The sequence below is a fragment of the Methylobacterium sp. Leaf111 genome, from assembly GCF_001423285.1.
Taxonomy (GTDB): domain Bacteria; phylum Pseudomonadota; class Alphaproteobacteria; order Rhizobiales; family Beijerinckiaceae; genus Methylobacterium.
Genome location: NZ_LMNE01000056.1, coordinates 26,305 through 51,918 on the forward strand (window position 1 = coordinate 26,305; position 25,614 = coordinate 51,918).

At 68.6% G+C, this 25,614-nt stretch carries 31 protein-coding genes; 8 read left to right on the top strand and 23 right to left on the bottom strand.

The genetic code is table 11. The annotated features are described in order from the left end of the window. Position 1: 1 nt before the first annotated feature. The gene (locus ASF41_RS19555; RefSeq protein WP_056496234.1) at positions 2 to 1,765 is read right to left on the bottom strand and encodes an acyl-CoA dehydrogenase; all 1,764 of its coding nucleotides are present in this window, start codon (positions 1,763 to 1,765) and stop codon (positions 2 to 4) included. Positions 1,766 to 1,887: 122 nt separating this feature from the next. On the opposite strand from ASF41_RS19555, the gene ASF41_RS19560 reads away from it, so the two are divergent. Then, a complete protein-coding gene (locus ASF41_RS19560; RefSeq protein ID WP_056496238.1) occupies positions 1,888 to 2,901 on the top strand; it encodes an L-threonylcarbamoyladenylate synthase in 1,014 nt (337 codons plus the stop codon). Positions 2,902 to 3,076: 175 nt separating this feature from the next. On the opposite strand, the gene greA is transcribed toward ASF41_RS19560, so the two are convergent. The 8 genes from greA to ASF41_RS19595 all read right to left on the bottom strand — a co-directional run bounded on the left by greA (position 3,077) and on the right by ASF41_RS19595 (position 10,809). After that, positions 3,077 to 3,538, bottom strand: coding sequence for a transcription elongation factor GreA (gene greA, locus ASF41_RS19565; RefSeq protein ID WP_056496241.1), 462 nt, complete (start codon positions 3,536 to 3,538; stop codon positions 3,077 to 3,079). Positions 3,539 to 3,574: 36 nt separating this feature from the next. Beyond that, positions 3,575 to 4,567, bottom strand: coding sequence for an MDR family oxidoreductase (locus ASF41_RS19570; protein WP_056496244.1), 993 nt, complete (start codon positions 4,565 to 4,567; stop codon positions 3,575 to 3,577). Positions 4,568 to 4,673: 106 nt separating this feature from the next. Then, the gene (locus ASF41_RS19575) at positions 4,674 to 5,261 is read right to left on the bottom strand and encodes a hypothetical protein (RefSeq protein ID WP_056211346.1); all 588 of its coding nucleotides are present in this window, start codon (positions 5,259 to 5,261) and stop codon (positions 4,674 to 4,676) included. Positions 5,262 to 5,454: 193 nt separating this feature from the next. Beyond that, positions 5,455 to 6,462: a cell wall hydrolase gene (locus ASF41_RS19580; protein ID WP_056354195.1), complete on the bottom strand. Its 1,008-nt coding sequence runs from the start codon at positions 6,460 to 6,462 to the stop codon at positions 5,455 to 5,457. A gap of 171 nt (positions 6,463 to 6,633) precedes the next feature. Then, a complete protein-coding gene (locus tag ASF41_RS19585) occupies positions 6,634 to 6,897 on the bottom strand; it encodes a hypothetical protein (protein ID WP_056211342.1) in 264 nt (87 codons plus the stop codon). Between the two features lie 227 nt (positions 6,898 to 7,124). Further along, positions 7,125 to 9,806, bottom strand: coding sequence for a pyruvate, phosphate dikinase (gene ppdK, locus ASF41_RS19590; RefSeq protein ID WP_056496247.1), 2,682 nt, complete (start codon positions 9,804 to 9,806; stop codon positions 7,125 to 7,127). Positions 9,807 to 9,953: 147 nt separating this feature from the next. Then, a complete protein-coding gene (locus ASF41_RS24310) occupies positions 9,954 to 10,106 on the bottom strand; it encodes a DUF3096 domain-containing protein (protein WP_082487738.1) in 153 nt (50 codons plus the stop codon). A 61-nt stretch (positions 10,107 to 10,167) separates the two neighbouring features. Beyond that, the gene (locus ASF41_RS19595) at positions 10,168 to 10,809 is read right to left on the bottom strand and encodes a L,D-transpeptidase (RefSeq protein ID WP_056211338.1); all 642 of its coding nucleotides are present in this window, start codon (positions 10,807 to 10,809) and stop codon (positions 10,168 to 10,170) included. A 246-nt stretch (positions 10,810 to 11,055) separates the two neighbouring features. On the opposite strand from ASF41_RS19595, the gene ASF41_RS19600 reads away from it, so the two are divergent. Next, positions 11,056 to 11,502: a VOC family protein gene (locus ASF41_RS19600; RefSeq protein WP_056211336.1), complete on the top strand. Its 447-nt coding sequence runs from the start codon at positions 11,056 to 11,058 to the stop codon at positions 11,500 to 11,502. 23 nt (positions 11,503 to 11,525) lie between these two features. On the opposite strand, the gene ASF41_RS19605 is transcribed toward ASF41_RS19600, so the two are convergent. Continuing rightward, complete coding sequence (locus tag ASF41_RS19605; protein WP_056211334.1) at positions 11,526 to 11,969, bottom strand: cyclic nucleotide-binding domain-containing protein; 444 nt, start codon at positions 11,967 to 11,969, stop codon at positions 11,526 to 11,528. A 292-nt stretch (positions 11,970 to 12,261) separates the two neighbouring features. On the opposite strand from ASF41_RS19605, the gene ASF41_RS19610 reads away from it, so the two are divergent. Continuing rightward, positions 12,262 to 12,456 carry a general stress protein gene (locus tag ASF41_RS19610; protein ID WP_055953126.1) on the top strand — a complete coding sequence of 65 codons (195 nt, stop codon included), beginning with the start codon at positions 12,262 to 12,264 and terminating at the stop codon, positions 12,454 to 12,456. A gap of 125 nt (positions 12,457 to 12,581) precedes the next feature. On the opposite strand, the gene ASF41_RS25245 is transcribed toward ASF41_RS19610, so the two are convergent. Together ASF41_RS25245 and ASF41_RS19615 are read right to left on the bottom strand one after the other, a co-directional pair. Continuing rightward, entirely contained in the window at positions 12,582 to 12,947 is a 366-nt protein-coding gene (locus ASF41_RS25245; RefSeq protein ID WP_156653400.1) for a hypothetical protein, read from the bottom strand. A gap of 455 nt (positions 12,948 to 13,402) precedes the next feature. After that, positions 13,403 to 14,206 (bottom strand): response regulator, encoded by an 804-nt coding sequence (locus ASF41_RS19615; RefSeq protein WP_055953119.1) that lies wholly within the window; start codon positions 14,204 to 14,206, stop codon positions 13,403 to 13,405. A gap of 180 nt (positions 14,207 to 14,386) precedes the next feature. Between ASF41_RS19615 and ASF41_RS19620 the strand changes: the two genes are divergently transcribed. Continuing rightward, entirely contained in the window at positions 14,387 to 14,611 is a 225-nt protein-coding gene (locus ASF41_RS19620; RefSeq protein WP_056211330.1) for a NepR family anti-sigma factor, read from the top strand. A gap of 142 nt (positions 14,612 to 14,753) precedes the next feature. Here the strand turns inward: ASF41_RS19620 and ASF41_RS24315 are convergent, their stop codons facing one another. The 9 genes from ASF41_RS24315 to ASF41_RS19660 all read right to left on the bottom strand — a co-directional run bounded on the left by ASF41_RS24315 (position 14,754) and on the right by ASF41_RS19660 (position 20,438). Then, on the bottom strand, positions 14,754 to 14,930 hold the full coding sequence (locus ASF41_RS24315) for a DUF1328 domain-containing protein (RefSeq protein ID WP_003599466.1): 177 nt from the start codon (positions 14,928 to 14,930) through the stop codon (positions 14,754 to 14,756). Between the two features lie 180 nt (positions 14,931 to 15,110). Continuing rightward, on the bottom strand, positions 15,111 to 15,311 hold the full coding sequence (locus ASF41_RS19625) for a hypothetical protein (RefSeq protein ID WP_056496250.1): 201 nt from the start codon (positions 15,309 to 15,311) through the stop codon (positions 15,111 to 15,113). Between the two features lie 114 nt (positions 15,312 to 15,425). Continuing rightward, positions 15,426 to 16,619 (bottom strand): chlorophyllase/cutinase-like alpha/beta fold protein, encoded by a 1,194-nt coding sequence (locus ASF41_RS19630; protein WP_056211486.1) that lies wholly within the window; start codon positions 16,617 to 16,619, stop codon positions 15,426 to 15,428. A 139-nt stretch (positions 16,620 to 16,758) separates the two neighbouring features. Next, on the bottom strand, positions 16,759 to 16,962 hold the full coding sequence (locus ASF41_RS19635; RefSeq protein WP_056496253.1) for a hypothetical protein: 204 nt from the start codon (positions 16,960 to 16,962) through the stop codon (positions 16,759 to 16,761). A gap of 91 nt (positions 16,963 to 17,053) precedes the next feature. Further along, on the bottom strand, positions 17,054 to 17,494 hold the full coding sequence (locus ASF41_RS19640; RefSeq protein WP_056272453.1) for a response regulator: 441 nt from the start codon (positions 17,492 to 17,494) through the stop codon (positions 17,054 to 17,056). A 154-nt stretch (positions 17,495 to 17,648) separates the two neighbouring features. Further along, positions 17,649 to 18,512: a dienelactone hydrolase family protein gene (locus ASF41_RS19645; RefSeq protein ID WP_056496433.1), complete on the bottom strand. Its 864-nt coding sequence runs from the start codon at positions 18,510 to 18,512 to the stop codon at positions 17,649 to 17,651. A gap of 130 nt (positions 18,513 to 18,642) precedes the next feature. Further along, positions 18,643 to 19,173 carry a hypothetical protein gene (locus ASF41_RS19650; RefSeq protein WP_244479722.1) on the bottom strand — a complete coding sequence of 177 codons (531 nt, stop codon included), beginning with the start codon at positions 19,171 to 19,173 and terminating at the stop codon, positions 18,643 to 18,645. A 138-nt stretch (positions 19,174 to 19,311) separates the two neighbouring features. Then, complete coding sequence (locus tag ASF41_RS19655) at positions 19,312 to 19,809, bottom strand: DUF192 domain-containing protein (RefSeq protein WP_407067304.1); 498 nt, start codon at positions 19,807 to 19,809, stop codon at positions 19,312 to 19,314. A gap of 11 nt (positions 19,810 to 19,820) precedes the next feature. Next, complete coding sequence (locus tag ASF41_RS19660; RefSeq protein WP_056211323.1) at positions 19,821 to 20,438, bottom strand: cold-shock protein; 618 nt, start codon at positions 20,436 to 20,438, stop codon at positions 19,821 to 19,823. 302 nt (positions 20,439 to 20,740) lie between these two features. On the opposite strand from ASF41_RS19660, the gene ASF41_RS19665 reads away from it, so the two are divergent. Further along, positions 20,741 to 21,730, top strand: coding sequence for a DUF1624 domain-containing protein (locus ASF41_RS19665; protein ID WP_156389521.1), 990 nt, complete (start codon positions 20,741 to 20,743; stop codon positions 21,728 to 21,730). Positions 21,731 to 21,756: 26 nt separating this feature from the next. On the opposite strand, the gene efp is transcribed toward ASF41_RS19665, so the two are convergent. Next, a complete protein-coding gene (efp, locus tag ASF41_RS19670) occupies positions 21,757 to 22,323 on the bottom strand; it encodes an elongation factor P (protein ID WP_056211320.1) in 567 nt (188 codons plus the stop codon). A 182-nt stretch (positions 22,324 to 22,505) separates the two neighbouring features. Between efp and epmA the strand changes: the two genes are divergently transcribed. From epmA to ASF41_RS19685, 3 genes are all read left to right on the top strand, one after another. After that, positions 22,506 to 23,558, top strand: coding sequence for an EF-P lysine aminoacylase EpmA (epmA, locus tag ASF41_RS19675; RefSeq protein ID WP_056496265.1), 1,053 nt, complete (start codon positions 22,506 to 22,508; stop codon positions 23,556 to 23,558). After that, positions 23,555 to 24,607: a lysine-2,3-aminomutase-like protein gene (locus ASF41_RS19680; protein ID WP_056496267.1), complete on the top strand. Its 1,053-nt coding sequence runs from the start codon at positions 23,555 to 23,557 to the stop codon at positions 24,605 to 24,607. The genes epmA and ASF41_RS19680 overlap by 4 nt, the downstream gene beginning before the upstream one ends. Before the next feature lie 115 nt (positions 24,608 to 24,722). Further along, positions 24,723 to 25,172, top strand: a complete 450-nt coding sequence (locus tag ASF41_RS19685) for a hypothetical protein (RefSeq protein ID WP_056211314.1) — start codon at positions 24,723 to 24,725, stop codon at positions 25,170 to 25,172. A gap of 3 nt (positions 25,173 to 25,175) precedes the next feature. Here ASF41_RS19685 and ASF41_RS24320 read toward each other — a convergent pair whose 3' ends face one another. Continuing rightward, complete coding sequence (locus ASF41_RS24320) at positions 25,176 to 25,568, bottom strand: phage holin family protein (protein WP_082487734.1); 393 nt, start codon at positions 25,566 to 25,568, stop codon at positions 25,176 to 25,178. Between the last annotated feature and the right edge of the window lie 46 nt (positions 25,569 to 25,614).

Below are 25,614 nucleotides of genomic sequence, written 5' to 3' on the forward strand. Positions count from 1 at the left end.
ATCAGCTCGCCAGGGCGAGGGCGGCGTCCTCGGTGAAGCGCCCACCCGCGACGACGCTCTCCTCCAGGCCGCCCACGGCGGTCAGCAGGTTGTCGGCGAAGAACCGGGCCAGCGCGATCCGGCCCGCATGGGCGGGATCGGTGTCCCCCGCCTTGAGCGCCGCGTGGGCGGCGAGCGCCTGGCGACCGAGGCAGGCGCCCCCCTGGACCAGGCCGAACAGGCGCAGGTACGGCGTCGCGCCCGCCAGCGCCGCCTCCGGCCGGTTCGACGCGAGGGCCTTGAGCTGGAAGCTCGTCGCCCGGTCGAGGCTCTCGATGCCGGCACGCAGCCGGGCGCCGAGGCTGCCGAAGGCCGGATCGGGATCCGTGAGGAAGCCCTCGGCGGTCCGGCGCAGGCTCGCGATCTGCGCCCGCACCGTCGCCCCGCCGTTGAGGGGCAACTTGCGGGCGACGAGGTCGATGGCCTGGATGCCGTTCGTGCCCTCGTAGATGCCGAGGATGCGGGCGTCGCGCATGTGCTGGGCGGCGCCGGTCTCCTCGACGAAGCCCATGCCGCCATGGACCTGGACACCCAGCGAGGTCACCTCGTTGGCGATGTCGGTGGAGAAGGCCTTGGCCACCGGCGTCAGCAGCGAGGCGCGGTCATGCGCCCCCTGCCCTTCCGGGCCCTCAGCCGCGTCGAGGGCGGCGGCGGTGAGGTAGCAGATGCCGCGCGCGGCCTGGGTGAAGGCCTTCATGGTCAGCAACATGCGCTGCACGTCGGCGTGGTCGACGATGGGGCTGGTCTCGGGGGCGCCGGGCGCCTTGCCCTGACGCCGGTCGCGGGCATAGCCCAGCGCCTGCTGGTAGGCCCGCTCGGCGATGCCGACGCCCTGGAGGCCGACGTTGAGGCGCGCCGAGTTCATCATCGTGAACATGCAGGCGAGCCCACGATTCTCCTCGCCGATCAGCCAGCCGACGGCGCCGCCGTCGTCGCCGAAGGCCATCGAGCAGGTGGGCGAGCCGTGAATGCCGAGCTTGTGCTCGATGCCGGAGCAGCGCAGGTCGTTGCGGCTGCCATCCGGCAGGATCTTGGGCACGAGGAACAGCGAGATCCCGCGGGTGCCGGCGGGCGCGTCCTTGAGCCGGGCCAGCACGAGGTGGACGATGTTGTCGGTGAGGTCGTGCTCGCCGTAGGTGATGTAGATCTTCGCGCCGACGATGCCGTAGCGACCGTCCCCCAGGGGTTCGGCGCGGCTGCGCAGCAGGGCCAGGTCCGAGCCGGCCTGCGGCTCCGTCAGGTTCATGGTCGCGGTCCATTCGCCCGAGATCAGCTTGGCGAGGTAACGCGCTTTGAGGTCGTCCGAGCCGTGCTGGGCCAGGGCCTCGATCCCGCCCGCCGTGAGGAGCGGGCAGAGGCCGAAGGCGATGCTCGCTGCGTTCCACATCTCGTTGCAGGCGGCGTTGAGCACGAGGGGCAGGCCTTGCCCGCCATGGTCGGGGTCGGCGCTGAGGCCGTTCCAGCCGCCGGCGATCCAGGTCCGGTAGGCTTCGCGCCAGCCCGGCGGGGTGGTGATGGCACCGTCCTTGAGTGGCGTGCCGTGCCGGTCGCCGACCCGGTTGAGGGGGGCGATGACCGATTCGGCGACCTTGCCGGCCTCGGCCAGGACGGCTTCCGCGTCGTCGACGGCGAGGTCGCCGTGCAGGCCGGCCGCCAGGGCAGCGTCGAGCCCGGCCACGTGGCGCAGGGCGAACAGCATGTCGGCCACCGGAGCGCGATAGGTCATGTTGCTTCCTCCCGCGCCTTGGTTGAATCGACGCGTGTCGCCCCGTGTTTGACGCATGGCCCGGACGGGCGCTAGGCCCAGGCTTTCCCCGCCGAAGGGGCGTCAGCGAAGATAGTTTAGATATGAACGATCTCGGGTCAATCCCCGACGCCGCGATCCCGGCGGTGGCGACGCGTCGGCTGACCGATGACGCCGCCGGGATCGCGGAAGCCGCGTCCCTGCTCCGGGCCGGGCAGGTCGTGGCCTTCCCCACTGAGACGGTCTACGGCCTCGGGGCCGATGCCACCGACCCGGCGGCGGTCGCGAAGATTTTCGCCGCCAAGGCGCGGCCGCGCTTCAATCCGCTGATCGCGCATCTCGCCGACACGGAGGCGGCCTTCGCCCAGGGCCTTTTCGACGACGCGGCGCGCAGCCTCGCCGCGGCGTTCTGGCCCGGCCCTCTGACCCTAGTGGTGCCCGCTGCGCCGGGCTGCCGCGTCTGCGACCTCGCTCGGGCCGGCCTGCCGAGCGTCGCCCTTCGGGTGCCGGCGCCCGACTTGACCCGGGCCTTGCTGGCGCAGGTCCGCCGTCCCGTCGCCGCGCCTTCCGCCAACCGTTCGGGACGCGTCAGCCCGACCAACGCCGAACACGTCCTGGCGGACCTTGAGGGCCGGATCGCTGCCGTGCTGGATGGCGGCGAGACGCCGGTCGGCGTCGAATCCACCGTGGTGGCCTGTCTCGGCGGAGTGCCCCGGCTGCTGCGGCCCGGGGGCGTCACACGGGAGGCGCTGGAAGCGCGCCTTGGCTTCGCCCTGGCCGGCCCGGAGCGGGGTGACACGGCCCATCCGGTCGGCCCGGGACTCCTCGCCTCCCACTACGCGCCGCGGGCGCAGGTCCGTCTCGAGGCGACCGCCGCCGCACCGGACGAAGTGGCGCTGCTGTTCGGGCCGGCGCCGCTCCCGGGAGCGGATGCGGCGCAGGCGCGCCTCAACCTCAGTCCCACGGGGGATCTCGCCGAGGCCGCGGCCCGGCTGTTCTCGGCCCTGCGCCAGCTCGACGGCCTCGGGGCGCCGGTGATCGCGGTGGCGCCCATTCCGGAGCGGGGTCTTGGCGAAGCGATCAACGACCGGCTTCGGAGGGCCGCGGCGCCGCGCTGAAATTTTTTCGGGATGCGCTGGAACCAAGCCGCCGGGGGCGTGTTTTCCCCGTACGAAGGCCAGTTCAGCCCCCAATGGCCTTTTCCCTTCTCGGGCTCGGAGCAATCCGAGCCTTTTTTCTTGCGCGTCATTCGGGCCCTGGCCACGGCGCCCTGACCCGATTTACGAGACCCCGTCAGGCGATTTCCAAGATCTCGCTCTCGTGCCCGTTCACCTCGACGACATCGCCTGTGACCTTGCCGGTCAGCGCGCGCGCCATCGGCGAGACATAGGAGATCGTGCCCTGGGCCGGGTCGGCCTCGTCCTCACCAACGATCCGGTAGGTACGGCGGCTGTCGTCCTCGGCCAGGATCGTCACCGTCGAGCCGAAGCGGACCACGTCGCCCGGCTCCGCCTCGACCAACTCCGCGGAACTGCGCCGGGCGGTCCAATAAGCGAGATCGCGATTCACCCGGGCTACGTCGGCCTGGGCCTCGGGCGTCAGGGCCGAGAACGCGGCCTGAAGGCGTGCGACCTCCGCCTCGATATGGGCCAGGCCCTCGGGCGTGACGAAATTCGGGTGTGAAGAGATCGTGCGTTCGGGAAGATCCTCGAACACCGCTTCACCTTCACGCTCACGGACGAATGCTTGGCTCATGATCGGGGAAACGCCCGGCGCCTGCCCGACGTTCCGTCATGCTCGGGCGACCTCGACCACCGTGCGTCCCCGGACCCGGCCTTCGAGGATCGCCCGTGCCACCGTATCGACGCCGGCCAGCGGCACCGTCTGGGTCATCGCCGCCAGCTTGTCGTGATCGAGCTCCCGGGCGAGCCGGTCCCAGGCCGCCCGGCGCTTCGGTTGCGGCGTCGTCACGCTGTTGATGCCGAGCAGGGAGACCCCGCGCAGGATGAACGGGGCGACCGAGGTCGGCAGGTCCATGCCCTGCGCCAGACCGCAGGCGGCGACCGCACCGTCCACCTTCGTCCCCGCCAGGACGTTGGCAAGGGTGACCGATCCGACCGCATCCACCGCCGCTGCCCAGCGCTCCTTGGCCAGCGGCTTGCCGGGCTGGCTCAGCTCCGCGCGGTCGAGGATTTCCGAGGCACCGAGGCCGCGCAGGTAGTCGGATTCCGCATCGCGGCCGGTGGAGGCGATGACGTGCCAGCCGGCCCGCGCCAGCAAGGCCACCGCCACGGACCCGACGCCACCCGAGGCGCCGGTGACGAGAACCGGTCCTTGTGATGGAGTCGCGCCGTGGTGGTCGAGGGCCATCAGGCAGAGCATCGCCGTATAACCGGCGGTGCCGATCGCCATCGCCTGGGCGGGGCTCAGGCCCTGGGGAAGCGGCACCAGCCAGTCACCTTTGACCCGGGCGCACTGCGCATAGGCCCCGAGATGGGTCTCGCCGATGCCCCAACCGGTGAGCACCACCGCATCGCCGGGCTGGTAGTCGGGATGATCCGAGGTCTCGACGATCCCGGCGAAGTCGATGCCGGGGATCATGGGGAAACGGCGCACCACCGGCGACTTGCCGGTCATCGCCAGCCCATCCTTGTAGTTCACCGTGGAGTGGGTGATCCGGACCGTGACGTCGCCCGGCATCAGGTCGGCGTCGTCGAAATCCTGGAAGGCGAGGGATTGCCCCGTCTCGGTCTTCTCGATGACCCAAGCCTTGAACCGACCCATGGCATGCCTCCGCTGACGGGACTGAGGTGTGGCACGGACTGTCCGAATCAAGCGGCCCCGGGCGCCGCTGGCGTCCGGGGCCGGAGAAGGGTCGGCGACGAAGGGCTCAGTAGCCGTCGTAGATGCTGCCGGAGGAGAAGCCGAGGCCGACGCCGACATCGGCCGAGCTGGCGCCGGTGATGCCGAAGGCGTCGGGAATCGAGCCGACGGCGAGACTGGGGCCGAAGGCGCCGGGATAGCCGCCCTGGCCGTAATTGGCCGGGACCCAGCCCGACCGGGCGGGCTGCACCAGGACCCGGCGGCGGACACTGGCGTATTGCGGCGGAAGGGTCTCGGGAATCGTCTGCGCGGGCTGCACGAGGACGCGGCGGCGGCGGACGGAATATTGCGGTGGCACGTCCACCCAGCAACCGATCAGCTCACCATAGGCATCCCGACGAGTCTGCCAGACCCGGCCGCCGGGCGCCACGAGAACACGCTCCGAGACGGTCTCGTAGACCGGAGGAATGGTGCGGTAGACGGTCTCGGCCGGGCGGACGAGGACCTGCTCGGACACCGCGCCGTAGACCGGAGGGGTGTTGACGTGGCGGTAGCACTCGGCGCCGCCGCAGCCGCCGGCCTGGGCGGAGGACAGGGTGATGACGGCGCCCGCGATGGCGGCGAGACTGATACGGGCTGCGACCGGCGTGGTCATGACGGGTTCCTCGGCTCGAAACGCTGGATAGGACGGGATGGCGCGCGAAGCCCGCGCGCATCTCGACGTTCCAGAGGCCGCCAAGTTGCCGCTCGATCAAGCTGTATCGAGACTCAAGGTAAAATTAACCCAAGCTTAGGACTACTTAGAAGTTTCAATGCTTAGGTAAAAACACGCGGAACTGTCGAGAAAATCAGGTCTGACCGCGCTTGAGCTGGTAAAAGATGTGCCGCCCAATGACGTCCATCTTCTTCAGGCGCCGTGACCAGCCTGGTTTCACGTAGTCCGCGTGGTAATGGGTCGCTCCGCCGACTTCGCTCAGATAGGTGCGCCCCTCGATGACCGCGCTGGCGATCCGGGTGGCGTTCTGCCAGGACGGCCCGTCGGCGATGCGCAGGGACTTGCCTTCGCAGGCGAAGGAGAACTGGCAGCCCATGTAGCGGTGGCGGTTCTGATAGACGACGCCACAGACGTTGCTGGGATAGAGACCGCTCTTCACTCGGTTGAGGACGACCTGGGCGACCGCCGCCTGCCCCTCTTCGGATTCGCTGCGCGCCTCGAAGTACACGGCCTCGGCGAGACAGCGCTGCTCGCGGTCCATGGCGTCGGGCCCGATCAGGTCGGCGTAGCGGTGGCGTGCGACGTCCGGGGGCACGGCCGCACCCGGTGTGGCGCCATCCGCCTGGGATCCCCGCGGCGACAGGCCTGGGAAGACGAGGCTCGCGGCGGCGATCTCGATCGGCGTCGCATCGGCCGGGGCTGGGGTGGTCGAGGAGAGCGCTTCCGCGCGGGGAATGGCGGGGGTCGCCCCATCCTCCACCGCGATCACCGAGCCCTCGCTCTCCCCGCTCGCATCGAGGCCGAGGTCGGGGGGTGGTACGAAGCCGGCATCGAGGTCCGGATTCCAGGTCGCCGACCCTGATTCCAGCAAGCCGCTCACGGGCTCCGCGAGGCTCGTCCGTACGACGAGGGCGTCGCCCCGGCCCTCGGCGTAGAGAAGGCCTTCGGTGGTGCCGCGGGTGTAGACCCGGTGCGGCGCGTGCGAGCGCGTCTCCGTCCCCGCAAGCCGGGCCCCGGGGGAGGCCGTCGCGAGGAGCCGAGCCGGACCGGCCGCGCGCCCGGCGGAGCCCGGCGCCATGTCCGTGCCGGCCGTGGCGGTGAAGGAGACGAGCAGCCCGATGCCCGCCGCCCAGGGAGTCATCGCCGCGCTGAGCCAGCGCAGATGCGACGCGCGCCGTACCTGTTTCCTACCCACGCAACCGACTCGCACCAGGATGCCAAACGCTCACACCGCCGGTCCCAGGAGGACACGGAAGCGGCCGTTGCGTTCAACTATCGTGCGGTATGGTTGCGGAGCGGTTAAGCGGAGGCGTCAGAGCGCGCCGGGACGACCGTGCATCGCCGCCAGGCTGCTGACGAGGGTCGCGAGGTTCGAGCGTCCGCTCTCCTGCGCGCCGGCGATCCGCTCGGCATCGGCCCCGCTCTGCGTGGCGACGGCGAAGACGAACAGCACGATGGTGGCGAGGCCGCTCAGGCCGGCCACGATCCAGAGATACGCCTGCTGCATCACGCGGGGCAGCGGGACGGCGACGGGACTTTCGTTGAGAAACAGGGGGGGTGGGCTGGTGTCGTTCATGCCGGCGATCCCACGCGTTGGCTGCCGCCCCAGTCAGCAGGGTTGCCTGCGCGTCATGGTTTGGCACTAGCACTGAACGTGCCCGCGCGGAATCGGTTCGCCGCGTTTTCGACAATTTGTTGAACGGTTCGTTCGACCGTTGACCCGGGACGGCGCGCGGCCGTCCCGATCCGTCATCGTCGGGCCGCGGCGACACTGTGCGAGTCGCCGCGGCCCCTCGTGCGATCCTACTTGGCAGCCTTTGCGGCCTTGGCGGCAAGAGCCGCCTGGGCGGCCGCGAGACGGGCGATCGGCACCCGGTAGGGCGAGCACGACACGTAGTCGAGGCCGACGTCCTGGCAGAACGCCACCGAGGCCGGGTCGCCGCCGTGCTCGCCGCAGATGCCGAGCTTGATGTCGGGACGAACCGCCCGGCCGCGCTCCACGCCGATGCGCACGAGTTCGCCGACGCCTTCCTGATCGATGCTGATGAACGGATCCGCCGCCAGGATGCCCTTTTGCGTGTAGGCGCCAAGGAAGGTCGCGGCATCGTCGCGGGAGATGCCGAGGGCGGTCTGCGTCAGGTCGTTGGTGCCGAAGGAGAAGAACTCCGCCGTCTCGGCGATGTCGCCGGCCCGGAGCGCAGCCCGGGGCAGCTCGATCATCGTGCCGACCTGGTAATCAACCGTGCCGCCCGTTTCGGCAGCGACGGCCTTCGCCATGGCATCGATGCGCGCCTTGACGATGTCGAACTCCATCTTGGTGAAGACGAGCGGCACCATCACCTCGGGAGTGACGGGCGCGCCGGTCTCCTTGGCGGCCTGGACGGCAGCCTCGAAGATCGCCCGGGCCTGCATCTCGGCGATCTCCGGGAAGGCGATGGCGAGGCGGCAGCCACGGAAACCGAGCATCGGGTTGAACTCGTGCAGCTCCGTCATGCGGCGGCGCAGCTTGTCCTCCGAGACGCCCGTGCTCGTGGCGACGTCGCGGACCTCCTCGTCGGTATGCGGCAGGAATTCGTGCAGCGGCGGATCCAGGAGGCGGATCGTGACGGGCAGGCCCGACATGATCGTGAACAGCTCGACGAAGTCCTGGCGCTGGTAGGGCAGGATCTTGGCGAGCGCCGCGCGGCGGCCCTCCACGTCGTCGGCGAGGATCATCTCGCGCACGGCGACGATGCGGTCACCCTCGAAGAACATGTGCTCGGTGCGGCACAGGCCGATGCCCTCGGCGCCGAAGTTGCGGGCGGCGCGCGCGTCGGTCGGGGTGTCCGCGTTGGTGCGGACCTTCATGGTACGCACCTTGTCGGCCCAGCCCATGAGGGTGGCGAACTCGCCCGACAGGGACGGCTCCAGCATCGCCACCTCGCCGAGGAGCACCTGGCCCGTCGAGCCGTCGATGGTGATCTTGTCGCCGGCCTTCAGGGTGGTCCCGGCGACCGAGAGGGTGCCGGCCTTGTAGTCCACGCGGATCGAGCCGACGCCGGAGACGCAGGGCTTGCCCATGCCGCGGGCTACCACAGCCGCGTGGCTGGTCATGCCGCCGCGGGTGGTGAGGATGCCCTCGGAGGCGTGCATGCCGTGGATGTCCTCCGGAGAGGTCTCCACGCGCACCAGGATACACTTGCGCTCGGCCTTGCGAGCGGCCTCGGCATCCTCGGAGTTGAAGACGATCTCGCCGGTGGCGGCGCCCGGCGAGGCCGGCAGGCCGGCGGCGATGACCTTGCGCTCGGCCTTCGGGTCGATGGTCGGGTGCAGGAGCTGATCGAGGGCGGCGGGCTCGACGCGGCCGATGGCCTCCTCCTCGGTAATCAGGCCTTCCGCGGCCAGATCGACGGCGATCCGCAGGGCCGCCTTGGCGGTGCGCTTGCCGTTGCGGGTCTGGAGCATCCAGAGCTTCCCGCTCTCGATGGTGAACTCCATGTCCTGCATGTCGCGATAGTGGTTCTCGAGGAGGCCGTAGATCCGCACCAGCTCCGCATAGGAGTCGGGCATGGCCAGCTCCATCGACGGACGGTCGGACTTCGCCTCGATGCGGGCCTTCTCGGTGATGTCTTGCGGGGTGCGGATGCCCGCCACCACGTCCTCGCCCTGGGCGTTGATCAGGAACTCGCCGTAGAGGGCGCGCTCACCGGTGGACGGGTTGCGGGTGAAGGCGACGCCGGTGGCCGAGGTGTCGCCCATGTTGCCGAACACCATGGCCTGGACGTTGACGGCCGTGCCCCAGCTCTCTGGAATGCTGTTCAGCTCGCGGTACTTCTTCGCGCGCGGAATCATCCAAGAATCGAACACCGCGCCGATGGCGCCCCAGAGCTGGTCCTCGGGCGCCTGCGGGAAGTCGGCGCCGTGCTCGGCCTTCACAATGGCCTTGTACTTGCCGACGAGGTGCTTCCAGTCCTCGGCCCCGAGCTCGGTGTCGAGGCTGACGCCCTTGCCTTCCTTGTAGTGCTCCAGCGCCTCCTCGAAGGCGTGGTGCTCCACGCCGAGGACGACGTTCGAGTACATGGTGATGAAGCGGCGGTAGGAATCGTAGGCGAAGCGCGGGTCGCCGGCGCCCTGCGCCAGGGCCTCGACCGTGATGTCGTTGAGGCCGAGGTTGAGCACGGTGTCCATCATGCCCGGCATCGAGGCGCGGGCGCCCGAGCGGACCGAGACGAGGAGTGGGTTCTCCGGATCGCCGAAGCCGCGTCCGGTGAGCGCGCCGACGGCGTCCAGGGCGGCCTTGACCTGGCTCTTCAGCTCGTCCGGATACTGCTGTCCGTGGTCGTAATAGTAGGTGCAGACTTCGGTCGTGATGGTGAAACCGGGTGGTACCGGAAGACCGAGATTCGACATCTCCGCGAGGTTCGCGCCCTTCCCGCCCAGGAGGTTGCGCATGGACGACTGGCCCTCGGCCTTGCCGTCACCGAAGGAGTAGACCCACTTGCCCATCTGTATCCGTCCGCTTGCAGGAGTGAACACTGCCCCATGCCTAACACGGCGGGTTGGACCATCTTCTGCTGCAACGCAAGATGAACGGCTTCTCCAGGCGGCCACCGCGTGACGCTTCGAGCCCGCTGTAACGGAGCCGTTGCCGGATCAGCCGAGCGCGCGGAAGACGCCGAGGCCGATCAGGCCGACCAGGATGAGGTAGATCGCCACGATGAAGTTCAGCAGCCGCGGGACGATCAGGATCAGCACGCCGGCGGCCAGGGCGATGACAGGCTGAAGACTGGAGATCGTGATGGTCATGGGGCGCGCTCCGGCACGGCTTCAGGACTTGTCGGCGCCGCGTGGCGGCTCAGAGGCGGTGTCAGACGCGGTACTTGCCGTTGCGCCTGACCAGGACCTGCGTGCCCACGGGCACCCGCTCGTAGAGGTCGACGATGTCCTCGTTGAGCATCCGCACGCAACCGGACGACATCTGCTCGCCGATGCTCCAGGGCTCGTTGGTGCCGTGGATGCGGAAGAGGATGTCGCGGTTGCCCTGGTAGAGGTAGAGGGCGCGGGCGCCGAGGGGATTGTCGACGCCGCCCTTGCGGGTGCGCGGCAGGTCCGGGTTGAGGGAGACCATCGTGGTGGTGGGGCTCCAGTCGGGCCAGACACCCTTGCGTCCGACCCGGGCCTGGCCCTTCCAGGAGAAGCCGAGCTTGCCCACGCCGACGCCGTACTGCACCGCCGTCCCGTCCTCTTGCACCAGGGCGAGCTGCCGGTTGTCGATGTCGACGACGATTGTGCCGGGCTTCTCCGGACCGGTGTAGCGCACCACCTGCCGGCGATACTTTGGATCGAGCCGGGACTTGTCGACCAGGGGGACGTCGTAGGGCTTGTCCGGCATCGTGCCGGTGTACCAGGCCGCTTCGTCGTCCTGGGCCAGGTTCACGGGGCCCCGGGACTGGCATGCCGCGAGGGGCGCGATCAGGATCAGGCCGAGGATGAGGCGGCGGGACGGCATGGACAGCTCCACGTTTCGACGCGTCGGAGGACGGCTCTGTCCCCTGACTACCGCTCCCGGGGCGCCGACGTTGTGTCATTCCCGCCGCAGGTAAGCAGTTGCGTGCTCGAGCAGCCCTGCGGCGGAGGCGTCCGAGATCGGATGATGACGGCGGGACGAGCCGGGCTGCGCCCCGCGCATTGCATCGCGCGAACGGGACTTCCATGATGGCTCCGGGCCGCCATGGGCTCCGGAGTACGGGTGACGATGGTCGAAACGCAGGTACTTTCCGAGATCGATGCGGGCGCCCCTCTGGCCGACCTCGCCCCCGCCGTCCATCTTGACCACTGCGTCATCCACGTCACGGACTGGGAGCGCTCGAACGCGTTCTATCGTGACGTGATGGGGGCCGAGATCATCTCCCGCGGGTCGGCCTTCGTCTATCGCTTCGGCGGCGTCCAGCTGAACGTGCACGGGCCGGGGGTGAACGCGACGCCGCTGGCGCGGATCCCCGTGCAGCCGGGGAATAGCGATCTGTGCTTTCGCTGGTCGGGCACGATCGAGCAGGCCGCCGACCACCTCGCGTCGCTGGGCGTGACGATCGAGCTCGGACCCGTGGAGCGCAACGGTGCCGCCGGCGCCGGGGTGAGCCTCTACTTCCGAGACCCGGACGGCTCCCTGATGGAGTTCATCACCTACCCGGCCTCCCCGTAGGCACGCGGGCTCGGCCTTCGCCCTCAGCCCCGGCTCTGGGCGAGCTGCTGGTTGGTCTGTTCGAGGCGGAGCGCCAGTTCGCGCATCACCGCGATGGCGATGGGCGGGAACTGCGCCAGAAGTTCCAGGAAGACCGTCCGATCGATGCGCAGGGCCATGGCCGGATCGACGGCGGCGACGGTCGCCGAGCGCGGCTGGTCGGCGAGGATGCCCATCTCCCCGACAAGGGCGTTCGCGCCCAGCAGCGCCAGGCGAAAAGGACCTTGCGGTCCGTCGATGGAGACCTCCGCCGAACCTTCCAAGAGAAGATAGGCCGCATCGGCCGCGTCGCCCCGAGCGAAGAGCTGCTGGCCGGCCTCGAAATGCACGCGCTCGCTGGTGAAGGCGAGAAGCTTCAGGCGCGACGGCTCGACACCGCGGAACAGGGGCACCTGGCGAAGGGACGAAACCTCTGTCTCGAGGGTCATTGAGTCGGGCTCCCGTGACGCGACGTCCCTCCCGGTCCGGCACGATCCTGGCGCATCCAATGCGGGTCGGCGCCCCTTTGTCCAGACCCCGACGGCCCGCGGGCTGCGGCGCCCCCAGCGGAAGCGATCCGCCTGGGCCTCAGCCCGTCAGAACAGCCTCTACATCTAACGGTTAAGCTTAAATTAATCGCCAATCCTCGGGGCCTGGACTGCTCGCTCAGCGATCAGATGAGGAACCATCGATATTGGCAAAGGTTGTCTTGGCAGTGAACGCAAATCTGAGGAGGCGCTGATGGCATCAGGAAATTCCACCTCGAAGCGAGGTTTCGCATCGATGGACCTCGAACGGCAGCGGGAAATCGCAAGCAAGGGCGGCCGCAGCGTGCCGGCCGAGAAGCGCTCGTTCTCGCAAGATCGCGAGCTGGCCTCGAATGCGGGCCGCAAGGGCGGTCAGTCGAGCGGTTCCGGCCGTCCCGGCGACGAGTAGCACCCGTCTCGGCGCGTGGCCCTCAAGGGCTACGCGCCTTTTTCGTACCTTCTGAATCTACGAAAACGCCCCGTTCGAGCAGAACGGGGCGTTTTCGTATGTCTCAATTGTTCGATCGGTCTCGGTCAGGTCATGCAACGGCCCGGCACCATACGACGGGCCTCCGGACCGGCCAGGGAACTGATGGCCCGCTCGCAGCCTTCCTGGAGCGGCTTGCGCAGCCGGAGCAGCTCCCTGTCGCTGGCCGTCCTCCCCAGAGCGGGAGCAACCGGCTCGGAACGCGGTGCCGCACTCGGAACGGATGCGAGATGCACATGGCCGAATGTTGCGGGAATGTCGCGGATTTCGGGATTTTCCTGCTGCGCAAGCGAAGCGACCGGTTTGGTTGCCGGCGCCCACTGATCGGCCGCCAGGCGGATCGTCGGATGGATCAGCAGCGTCAGTACGGCGGCCGGTCCACTCACGCTGAGAAAGAAGCCAGACCGAGACATTGTCTTAATCTCCGCGCAGAGCTTGACAGGTTGTCAGCTCAACGCAGACCGGAAACAACGGTTCCTTAACCCTTTTGATCTGGATATCCAGTCCTTAAGGCGATGCGTCGCATTCTCTGAATTGCCAAGGCCATGGCCCGGGGCCTCTCGGATCCCGTGGCGAATTTGCATCGGCACAGGAAAAAAGCGCTCGCCGAGATGCCGGATCGGAACCGCTCCGCGCGCTGGTCGTTGTCCCTGCACCCGGCCGCCTGGTCCTCCCCCGCATTCCCCTTGTGCATAGGCCGGAACCTTTCAGCGGGTCGGAGCAAATCCGACCCGTTTTTTTGTGCCGGTTTTCCGGGCGGCGGTGGCCCGTGAAGGTGGCGTGAAAAAACCCCGGCCGCTGGACCGGGGTTCGTTTCGTCGCTCGTAAGCCGATCCTAGCAGGCGGCCAATACGCGCTTGGCGGACGATCAGGCCGATTTGGCCTCGCGCCGCCGCGCGCTCTGCTGGAAGAACAGCGCCTGGCTGATCACCGCCGAGACGTTGGCGGGCTGGAAAGGCTTGGCGATGAGGAAGGCCGGCTCGGGCCGCTCGCCGGTGAGGAAGCGCTCGGGATAGGCCGTGATGAAGATCACCGGAACCTCGAAGGTCTTCAGGAGGTCGTTCACCGCGTCGAGGCCGGAGCTGCCATCGGCGAGCTGGATGTCGGCCAGGATCAGGCCCGGGCGCGTGCCGCCGGAGGCGATCTTGATCGCTTCGGTGCGGGTGCGTGCGACGCCGATCACGTTGTGGCCCAGGCCTTCCACGAGCGCTTCGAGATCCATCGCGATCAGCGGCTCGTCCTCGATGATGAGGATCTCGGTCGCCATGTCGGCGGCGAGCTCGCGTCCGGCTTCGTCGACGAGGTCGCGGACCTGGCTGACGTCGACGTCGAGGATGATCGCGGCATCCTCCTCGGAGAAGCCCTCGAGGCAGGAGAGCAGGAAGGCCTGGCGCGGCAGGGGCGTGATCTGACCGAGGCGGACTTCCGCCGGCAGATCGTGCTGAACCTGCTCGCTCTGGCCGTTCACCGAGAGCGAGTTCCAGATGCGGGTGAAGACGCGGAACAGGTCGGCCTTTACGTTGGAGCTGCGGCCGAGTGTCTCCGGCTCGTTCACGAGTGTTTCCAGCGTGGCTGCCACGTAGGCGTCGCCAGCAACCTGGCTGCCGGTCAGCGCCCGCGCATAACGGCGCAGGTACGGCAGATGCTGAACGACGAGTTGAGCTGTCGACATTATATCCCCTTGGCTTTGCCGTTCTATCGGGCGCCTCCGCCACAACGCGGAATGCAGGGCTCCGTTCCGCTGAGCGGGAACCGATTGTTCACACCAGCGTTGCAGGTGCAGCCATGGCCTATGTGAAGCCGCAAAACAATCGCGGCGATGTCGCTTGTCGACATCCAAGGGGACCGACGTATGGACGAAAACGGACCGGGTGCCGGCCCCTCACCCGAGGGTGCCGACCCGAAGACAGGCGACGCTTTGCCCGGGCAGGGCCTGAGTGATCATACTCAGAAGCGAATCGGGCTTCACCTGCGGGCCATGTACGACACCATCGTGCAACAACCGGTGCCGGATCGATTCCGCGATCTCATCGCCAAACTCGACGCCTCGGCCACCAATTCCGAGCCCTCGAGCTGAGGCGGTTCCCGTCGCACCTGCATTCCCTTCCTGGGCCGCATAGGTCCGTGGCGGCGCCTCCGCCCGCATCGAAAAAGGGCCGCTCTTCGTGAGCGGCCCTTTTCATGTCTTCAAACGTCCGGCGCGCTTGCGTCGAGGGACGTCAGAGCGTCGGCGAACGACCGCGCATCAGGCCGATCACGGCCGAGATGGCGAACAGGACGATCGCGACGAAGAACACGAGCTTCGCGGCTTCCATCGCCGTACCGGCAATTCCACCGAAACCAAGCAGCGCCGCGACGAGGGCGACGACCAGGAACGTAACGGCCCATCCGAGCATGTGACTCTACCCTTCATCAAGTACGGTGCAGCATCGGCTGCGACCTCATGACAGCATAACGCCAAGTTAGCGGGACGGTTCCTGGGTTCGTCACAGGTTCGCCACGTTTTCCCCGGGCGATGGACGGCACGTTTCACTCGGTTCTTCGATGGCGCCGCTGGGCGGAAACCGGGATCGACGTCACAGAGCGTTGCGGCGGACGACGCGTCGCCAGACGAGACCGGCTAGGGCGAGGGCGAGGCCGTACTGCGCGAAGCCGTTCTCCGCGAGATCGCCGATCGGTCCGTGCATCTGAATCAGAAGGCGCGTCAGGCCATTCAGGACGATCACGGTACCACAGAAGAACGCTGACGCGGCTAGGATAGCGATGAAATCGGGCATGGCGGCGTATCCGGTTGACCCGGACACCTCCACGCAAAGCGTGCGCCAGAGCCCCGATCCCTCACGAATGCGGGCTTCCGCCTCGCGGCCGTACGGCAGGGCTGAACGCCCGCGTCAGGGGCGGCGCGACGCCGCCGGCTTCGGGCGGGTACCTGTCGTCGCCGGGGTCGGTGCGGCGGCCGGCTGGGCCGCGGGCGGGCGCGGCGTTTCCACGACGAGACGTTTGACCGGCCAGCCGTCGGCCCAACGCTCCATGTCGCTGAAGCGCGGGTTGGCTTTCAAGCCCGCGGCGTCTGTTCCACCGAAGGCCGCGGCCGCGGCGAGGTCGAAGGTCTTCCAATAGGCGAGATAGTCGAGGCTGTCGGCGCGGGAATTGTTGATCTGGGAGACCAGGGTGGTTTGCTCGCCGGTGAGGGCCATGTCGGGCGACCACTTGAAGGGCGGTGCCGGCTGCTTCGGGTCGCGGGGCGGCTCTGGCGGCAGCTTGATTGCCGATCCGTCATAGGCGGCATCCACGCCGGCCGGCGACGTCAGCGTCGCGGCCAGGGCGGGAAACCCATGGTCGTCCGAGAGGGCGCGCACGAACAGCTTGCGCTCGCTCGGCACGCCGCTGGCCTCCCGCAGAAGGCGTCGCCCCGCCAGGTCGGCAGCCCGCGCGTCCCGGTCGCCGATGACGGTGATGACCAGAGTCTCGGGCGCGATCCGGCCGAGATCGTGCAGGACGATCCCACGGGCACGTGCGTCGCTGGCGATACCGCCGGGCATGATCGCGAAGACGAGACGCGGGATCGGCAGGCCCTGCTCGGCCGCGTCGGCGGCGAGGTTGGCGGCGATCGGTGCGCCGGCGAGGTGCCCGATGACTGCGACCCGCTTCGGGTCGGGCTTGGCGTCGGCATCGCTCGCCAGGTCGGACAGCGTCGACTTGAGGATGCGCTCGGCGATCGCGCTCGCCTCCGACGGGCGCGTCCGGTTGAGGTCCTGAAAGCGCGGAAAGATGACGAGCGAGCCGGTTCGGGCGAGGTGGTCGATCCAGCTGCCGTAGGCCTGCGGATTGGGGGCCCCCCAAGCGTGAAGGAAGACGACGACCGGGCGGCCCTCGGCCGGTGCGGCGCCCGCCTTGTGGAAGACGAAGCTGCCGGAGCCGGCCTTGCCGAGGCCGCGCTTCACGACGGTCGCAGCGCGATCGCCGACCCCGCCGGGCCCTTCCGCGGGCTGGCTCGGCGGGGCGGCGGCGATGGCTGGAACGACCGCCGCCATCAGCGCGGCGAGGCCCAGAGCGGCGACGCCGAGGCTCAGTGTGAAACGCATGGACAGTCCGATGACGCGGCCCGTGAGCTTCGAAGGCCAGTCCTCGCGAAGCACGGATCGAATGTGGGCCGAACCATACGGCAATCCGACGCGTCTGAGTGCGGTATTCCCGCCGCACTGGGCCGGCGGAATGTCGGATTCAGCGCTTGAACTGGCCGCGCCGCTCGTCGATCATTGCCGCAAGTCGCATCAGATCGTTGGGCTGCGTTGCGTCGGTAACCGCTCGATAGACGTCGCGAAGACTGCTTCCGAGTGTCGCGAGCATCCGATCTTCGGGCAAGCCGGTCAGGGACGACCACGCTTCATTCAAACGCTGGGCACGGACCGATGGGGCAAAGTTCATCGTCGGCTTTCGGGCCATCGCGCGGCCTCTCGATTGCGTGAACCCGGACAACGGTCAAGCGCCCCGATGTTTCCACTGATCTATGATAATTTCAGGTTCCGCGCAGAGGGGAGCCGATGACGTCCGGCCCGGAGGCTGCGTCGTCGGGGCGTCCGGCGGCCTCCTCGACCCAGGCCAGGATATCCGCGGCGCGCCAGGGCTTTGGAATGAACGTCGCTGAGACGCGCAGGTCGCTGGGCTGGTCCCCGGCATCGCCGGAGGTCAGAAGGACCCGGACACGCGGCCAGGTGACGCCGATGATCCGGGCCAGTTCGAAGCCCCCGATCGGCCCCGGTGTGCGGACATCCGAGAAGACGACGCTGACCTCATCGCCCCGATCATTGAGGATCGCCAGGGCGCGTTCGGCCGTCTCGGCCTCGATCACCCGGAAGCCGGTCTCTTCGAGAAGCTCGGCCGCGAGGAACCGCTCATCTGGCTCGTCCTCGACGACGAGGATCACGGGACGTGCGTCAGATGGGGTCACTGCACTCATGGGTCCGGTACGCTCTTCGGGCCAGAACGGCGGGCCAAGTGCAATCTTGCGCCACGGAGGCGCGAAGCTGTCAATGTGGCGGAACCGACCAATAGCCCCGAAGGAACGCCGCGCAGGCCCGTTGTGCTTTCAGTGCCACGCTTTCGCGAGGTTTTTAGCCAACACCATGAGATTTGAGAAAGGCTAGGGCCCGCGCCCAACCGTCCTTCGCATCGCCTTCACGGTAGCTCGGCCGGTAATCCGCATGAAATCCATGCGGCGCGTCCGGATACACGACGAGCTCCACCGACTTGCCAGCGGCCCTGGCCTTGTCCCGCGCCGCTTCCACGGCCGGGACCGGGATGCCGGTATCCGCGCCACCGTACAGGCACAGGAGCGGTGCGTTGATGTCCGCCGCCAGATCCGTGGCCGTGCGAGGCTGGATCTCGGTGCGCTCACCGCCGACGGGTCCGTACCACGCGACCCCCGCCTTGAGGTCCTTCCGGTGGGCGGCGTAGAGCCAGACGCCACGGCCGCCGCGGCACCAGCCCATCGTTCCGATCCGTGACGGATCCCCATGCGAGGCCGAGACCGCCCAGCCCGCGGCGGCGTCCAGGTCGGCGATCCATTGGGCGTCCGGAGTCTTCGAGATGACATCGCGAATGATCACCTTCGCGTCCGTCATGGTCGAAAGATCGCCCTGGCGGGCATAGAGCTCGGGAGCGACCGCACAGTAGCCGACCTTAGCGAGCCGGCGGCAGATATCCTTGATGTAGTCGTGAACGCCGAAGATCTCTTCGATGACGAGGATGACCGGAAACGGCCCCTCTCCCTTCGGCATGGCCCGGTATCCGGGCATCGGGCCATCGGCGGCGGGGATCTTCATTTCACCGGCTTCGATGTCCTCGGCGTCGGTCCTGATGACCTGGGCCTCGACGGAACTCGTCGCGAGGGTCAGCCCCGTCATCAGGCTCGTCATGACGAAACCGCGCCGGGAAAAGGGCGGTGTCAGGAGTCCCTCGAGGCCCTCGATCGGCATGGTGTCAGCGCGATGATCCGACGTGTTCGACATGGTGTTCCCGGGGCGAACTGGGAGAACCGATCGCGCGGGACGAAGACATCCTGGATCGCAACCGGGAAGTTAGGGCTCGGCGCCGCGCCGAACAGTCTCAGAGGGCCACGCGCTGTCGTGCCGCCTCGCCCGTCCGCGGATCGGCCGGCGAACCTGCGCGCCGCGTCGCCGAACGGGCCTCGCTGGCCGGGGTGCGCTTCCGGGCCACCCCGGAACTCGCCGACTTCGGCCGAACGAGATCGCCCAGGGGCACGAAGCCCGCGTCGCCCCGTCGCGTCCCGGCGCCGGTGACCACCCCGAAGGCGATCGCGAAGGACTGCGAGAGGCCGGAATCCATCTCGACCCCGAATGCCGCCACAGCGGCGAGGAACGCTTCCCGGAAGCTGCGCGGTGTGCACCAGCTCTTCTCGGCCAGATGCATCGGCCATTCCCAGAGGTCGCCCCGCCGCTGGGAAACCATGTCACGCGCGATGAAATAGCCGGTCTCGCGATGCTCGAGGCCGTCGGCGGCGACGCACCAGTCGGCGTTCTCGAACAGGATCGCCGTCGGCTGGCACCCGTGGTCGGGAGACAGGTCGTCGAGAGGCAGATCGTCCAGAGGCGAGTCGTCCAAGGGCAGGTCGAACATGATGTCCCCTCTTCGCCAGCTTCGGAGCCGCCGCGTGGCCGTCTCGAAATGGATCAGAACATTGAGGGAACAGTGGGGATAAATCGATCGAGCGTCAAGGGTTTGTTCTTGGTGTGTTCGATCGGAGCAAAGGCAGCCCTAGCGCGGCGTCCGCTCGAACAGCGCATGCTCCACCCGATCGCCGGCATGGATCCGGAGACGCGCGGCCGTTCCGGCGTTCAGCTCCAGCACGGAGAGAACCGGCTCGTTCGAAGGGATCACCTTGGTGGAGAGCGGCTCGGTATCGGCGGCGATCTTGGCGATGGTGCCGTCGGCCCGGATGAACAGCATGTCGAGCGGCAGGTAGGTGTTCTTCATCCACATGGCCACGGGCGCCGAGGCCTGGAAGTCGAACAGCATGCCGTGGTCGGGCGCCATGGTGCGCCGGTACATCAATCCGCGCGAGCGGTCGGCATCGGTGCGCATCACCTCGACGGCGAAGACGTGCCGCCCCTGGCGGCCGACGATGCTCAGCGGCTCGGTCGGCCCGGAGGCCGCATCCTGCGCCGTCGCGTGGCCGAGGAGTAGCCCGAACAAGGCGAGGGCGAGGAGTGCGCGAATCCCGTCGCGCCAATCGATCAAACGTCGCGTGACCACCGGACCATCCGTCAGTGTGAGGCGGGCAGTGCACCGTCGAGGAGCCGAACTTCGGCGGCCATCTTGCCCTTGGAACCATCGCCGTAGCGGACGAGAACGGTCTCTCCCGGCTTGAGTTCGGCGATTCCGTAACGGCGGAGCGTCTCCATGTGAACGAAGATATCCGGCGTCCCGTCGCCGCGGCTGAGGAATCCGAAACCGCGCAGGCGGTTGAACCACTTCACCACGGCGGTTTCGAGGCCGCTGGTCGGCGTGACGGTGACGTGGGTGCGCGGCAGGGGCAGTTCGGAGGGATGGAGCGCGGTGGACTGATCGAGGGAGATGACCCGGAAGGCCTGCCAGCCGCGGGGCCGCTCCGTGGCCTCCACCACCACGCGGGCTCCCTCGCTGGCGCTCTGATGCCCGTCCCGACGCAGGCAGGTGATGTGGAGGAGCACGTCGGCCGAGCCGTCGTCCGGCACGATGAAGCCGAAGCCCTTCGCCACGTCGAACCATTTGATCCGGCCCGATACCTCCGTGAGGTCGAGCGGGCGCTGCGCCTCGGCGCCCTGGCCCTCGACGGCGCGGGTGTCGTCCTGCTCTCCCGACGAACGCTGCCCGAAGGGGCCTGAACCGAACTCGTCAGACATGTAAGCAACCCACACCGAATCACGTCTCGCGACCCGCACCAGAGATTAACAAAGTCATGACTCGGCGGAAGCCCGTTTGGCGATCCGCGTTGGACTTCGATGCCGCATTGTTCGGCAGGGCGGTGCGGGGGCAACAGCAGACCCCCGACGATCGCGCCCCAAGCTCGCGCTGAGCTTCAGTATTTTTGGGCTCGGATCGTCGGCGGTCAAAATTTGTTAGCCTAGGGCGCGGAAAAGCTGCGAAGTCTGTCATCCACCCTGGACCGTCGCGACGGCTCGAGATCGATGCTAGGGCCTGCGCGATGATGCGCCCGCCCCCCTCCTCCGCTGCGCCCCGCTTCCGGTACGCGGCCCTCGATGTCACGCGCGGCATCGCTCTCGTGGCTATGGCGCTCTACCACGCCACCTGGGATCTCGGGGCGGTGCGTCTCACGCCCGAAAACTATGCGCTGACGCCGTCGGGCCGTCTCGCCGCACACGGCATCGCCGGAAGCTTCCTGCTCCTCGTGGGGATCGGGCTCGTGCTGATGAACGGCGAGCGCTTCGCGGCGCGGCCGTTCGTTCTGCGGCTGGCCCGGATCACCGGTGCGGCGCTGCTCGTGACCGTCGCGACGGTCGTCACCGATCCGTCCAGTTACATCTTCTTCGGAATCCTGCACTGCATCGCCGTATCGAGCGTGCTGGCGCTGCCCTTCGTGCGGGTCCTGCCGCGCTGGGCTTCGGTTCTCGCCGCGGCGCTCGTTCTGGCAGGGCCGCACCTGATCTCGGGCGGGATCCTCGATGCGCCGATGCTGTCCTTCCTGGGACTCGGGCGCGCCATGCCGCAGACCAACGACTACGTACCGCTGTTTCCCTGGTTCGGACTGGTTCTCGCCGGTGTCGCGACGGCCCTGTACGGCCTGGCCGCCGTTCGCCGCTCGCGGCTCGCGACCTGGACGCCCACCGGCCGCCTTGCGCGGGGGCTGGCCTGGGCCGGGCGCCACAGCCTGGCGATCTACCTGATCCATCAGCCGATCCTGATGGGACTTTTCCTGGGGCTGGTGACCGTGACGGGCCCGCACCCGCAGGCTGGAGTGGCCGAATTCCGGGCGCTCTACGTGCGCAACTGCGTCGCGACGGGGGGCGAGACACAGGCCTGCACCCGCGCGGCGGCCTGCGTCTCCGATGCGTTCCGCCGGGAAAACCTCTGGGCGGACCGGCCGCGCAGCTTCACCGCCGAGGAGCGCCTGCGGGCCCAGGGCCTGTCGCAGGGCTGTTACGAGGCAGCGGAGGGAACGGCGCCGGCTCCGTGAATCCGGCTCGCGATCCTCCGGTGCGGTCAGTCCTTGGCGCGCTCCACGTAGGAGCCGTCCTCGGTCATGATCACCACGCGGGTGCCGACGGCGATGTGCGGGGGCACGGCGGTACGAACGCCGTTGGAGAGGATCGCGGGCTTGTAGGACGAGGAGGCCGTCTGGCCCTTCATCGCCGGCTCGGTCTCGGTGACTTCGAGGACGACGCGCTGCGGCAGATCGAGGGTCAGCGCCACGCCGTTATGAGTCGAAACCATCACGGCCATGCCTTCCTGAAGGTACGGGGCGGCATTGCCGACGACGTCCTTGGGGATCGCGACCTGATCGTAGTTCTCGGGGTTCATGAAGTGGAAGCCCTCGCCGTCCTCGTAGAGGAAGGTGTGCTCCCGGTCCTCGACGAAGGCGCGCTCGACCGATTCGGTGGTGCGGTAGCGCTCGGACACCTTCACGCCATCGGTGATGCGGCGCATGTCGAGCTGGGTCACCGGGGTGCCCTTGCCGGGGTGGATGTTCTCGACCGTCAGGATGACGTAGAGCTTGCCATCCTTGTCGACGACGTTGCCCTTGCGGAGCGTAGAGGCGATCACCTTCACGGGGTCTGGTCCTGCTGTGTTCGTTGAGAAAAACGACTCGGCACCCCGACGCGGATCTCTCCGCGGGAGCGACATCTTGGCTCCGCCACTAACCTATCCGCGCCACCGTTGCCAGTCGCTCCGCGAGACGCCACTCCCGAGACGTCGATTTCAGGTCTGAAGCAGGTCGCAAAGCTCGCCGCATGAACACCCCCTCCCCCTGGTGGGCGCCCCATCGCCACGCCGACCGCCGGCCAGCCCTGATGGTGCGCAACCGCATCGTCGCGGCCTTCCGAGCGCATTTCGCGGCGGCCGACTTCGTCGAGGTCGAGGCGGCCGCGCTGCAGGTCTCGCCCGGCAACGAGGCCCATCTCTCGGCCTTCGCCACCGAGGCCCTGGGTCCGGACGGCGCGCGGCAGGCGCTCTACCTCCACACCTCGCCGGAATTCGCCTGCAAGAAGCTCCTGGCCGCCGGCGAGCCGCGCCTCGTCAGCTTCGCCCGTGTCTACCGTAACCGCGAGCGGGGGCCCCTGCACCACCCGGAATTCACCATGCTCGAATGGTACCGGGCCGGGGCCGACTATACCGCGCTGATGCGCGACGGGGCCGAGCTCCTGGCGCTCGCCGCGGAGACGGCGGGGGTCCCGACGCTGCGCCATCGCGGTCGCACGGCCGATCCCTTCGCGAAGCCCGAGCGGGTGACCGTGGCGGAGGCCTTCGCCGCGCGTGCCGGCATCGACCTCCTCGCCACCATCGATGCCGACGGCACCACCGACCGTGCGGCGCTCGCGGCGGCCGTGTCCGGGGCCGGGCTCCGGGTCGCCGCTGACGACACCTGGGCCGACCTGTTCAGCCGGGTCCTGGTGGCGCGGATCGAGCCGCATCTCGGGCTCGGGCGCCCGACGATCCTGTGCGAGTACCCCGTAAGCGAAGCCGCCCTGGCCCGGCCGAGCCCGCGCGACCCGCGCGTGGCCGAGCGCTTCGAGCTCTATGCCTGCGGCGTCGAACTCGCCAATGCCTTCGGCGAGCTCACGGATGCCGAGGAGCAACGCCGGCGCTTCACGCTCGAGATGGCCGAGAAGGCGCGCGTCTACGGCGAGTCCTATCCCATCGACGAGGATTTCCTCGACGCCCTGGCGATCATGCCGGAGGCGAGCGGAATCGCCCTCGGCCTCGACCGCCTCGTCATGCTGGCGACCGATGCCCGCCACATCGAGGATGTACTCTGGACGCCGGTGGTGGGGACGGCGCGATGAGTCCGTCCCTGCGTCGGCCGGCCGACCTCGCCCGCGTCGGGCTCGTTGCCCCCGCCGACCTTCCGGCCCTGGAGGCCGTGGCGGCCCGCTATGCCGTCTCCGTCACCGCCGACATGGCCGAGCTGATTGATCCGCACGATCCGGCGGACCCGATCGCCCGGCAGTTCCTGCCCCGGGCCGAGGAATTGCAGACGCAGGATCAGGAGGCGGCCGACCCCATCGGCGACGGGGCCCACAGCCCCCTGCCCGGCCTGGTCCATCGCTACCCGGACCGGGTGCTCCTGAAGCCGCTGCATGTCTGTCCGGTCTATTGCCGCTTCTGCTTCCGGCGCGAAATGGTCGGGCCGGAGGGCCTCGGGACCCTGGGCGAGGCCGATCTTGCCCGGGCTCTCGCCTACATCGCCGAACGGCCCGAGATCTGGGAGGTCGTGGTCACCGGGGGCGACCCCTTCGCCCTGGCGCCGCGCCGGCTGGCCCAGATCGCCGCCGTCCTCGCGGCGATCCCACACGTGCGGGTGTTGCGCATCCACACCCGGGTTCCGGTGGTGGACCCCGGCTCGGTCGGTGCGGAGCTCATCGAGGCCCTGAAGCGATTCGAGGGGGCGGTGTTCGTCGCGCTGCATGCCAATCACCCGCGCGAGTTCACCCCGGCGGCCTGCGCGGCCGTTTCGCGCCTCGTCGATGCCGGCATCCCGATGGTGAGCCAGACGGTGCTGCTCGCCGGGATCAACGACGATCCGGAGACCCTAGCCCTGCTGATGCGGCGCTTCGTCGAGAACCGGATCAAGCCCTACTACCTGCATCACGGCGACCTCGCACCCGGGACCAGCCACCTGCGCACGGATCTCGGCGCGGGCCGCGACCTCGTCCGGGCCCTGCGCGGACGCCTCTCGGGTCTCGCCCAGCCCCTCTACGTGCTCGACATCCCGGGCGGGCACGGCAAGGTCCCGGCCGGGCCCGATTATCTCGCCGAAGCCAGCGCCGGATGGCGGGTGACCGACCCGCAGGGAGCCGTCCACGACTATCCGCCCAAGGCGTGCGACCCGTGAAGCGGCAGGTGCGTTGACACGCCTCCGGCGCCAAGCTTTTGATGCGAAAGCGGTGTGGTGGGACGGTCCGGCCAGATCCGGGTGCCGCCCATTTTGAAAGTCTTCGGGGAGCCGGATGGGTGTGTTTCAGGAGTTCGTCGGGCGCTTCTCTCAGACCATGGGCGCCTATCTAGGCGACCGGGCGCTGATGGAGGCGGCGGTCTCGGCCTCGGCCAACGTCATCCTGGCGGATTACGAGATCGACGAGGAGGAGATCGAGGTCGCGCTCGCCGGCATGCGGTCCAATCCAATCCTCGAGCGCGGCTACGACACCCTCAAGCTTGAGGCCGAGCTGTTCGAGGGGATTGCCCGCGCCCGCACCCGCGCCGGCCGTGCCGAGAACCTGCACTTCGTCGCCGCCATCGCGGAGCGCGAGATCGCCCAGCGCACCAGCGTGTTCCTGATCGCCGCGGACGTCGCCGACCAGGCCGGAATCAGCGAGCCGGAGCACGCGGCCCTGGCCGAGATCGCCGCGGCGCTCGGCGTGGACAAGGACGCGCTGCTCGGCTCCGTCCGGAAGGCCTGAGGTTCAGTCGGCGACGCGGCTGGCCACCAGGGCGGCGTCCTTCTCCACCTGGCGCTCGAAGCGACGCGGCAGCAGGTTGGAGCGGTCCATCCGGCGCAGGCCCAGGACCATCAGGACGAGGGCGATTCCAGCGAAGGGCGCCCCGACGATGAGCGCCGCCAGGATTTCCGACCCGATCAGGGCGGCGATGCCCTTCACCAGTGCCACGAACAGCATCACCAGGGCGGCGACCACGAGGGTGAGCGCGGTGCCGAACCGGGCGACGAGGCCGAGGATCGCGCGGATGTTCCCGTCCGTCTCGCGCCGCATCAGCTCGAGTTCCTGGCCGACGAGGTCGCCGCCATGGCGCAGGCCCTCGCTGATCAGGCGGCCAAGGCTCGGCGTCGGTCGTGCCATCGGGACGGTCCTCCTCGTTGGGGGTAAGCGCCCCGGCGAGACGGGA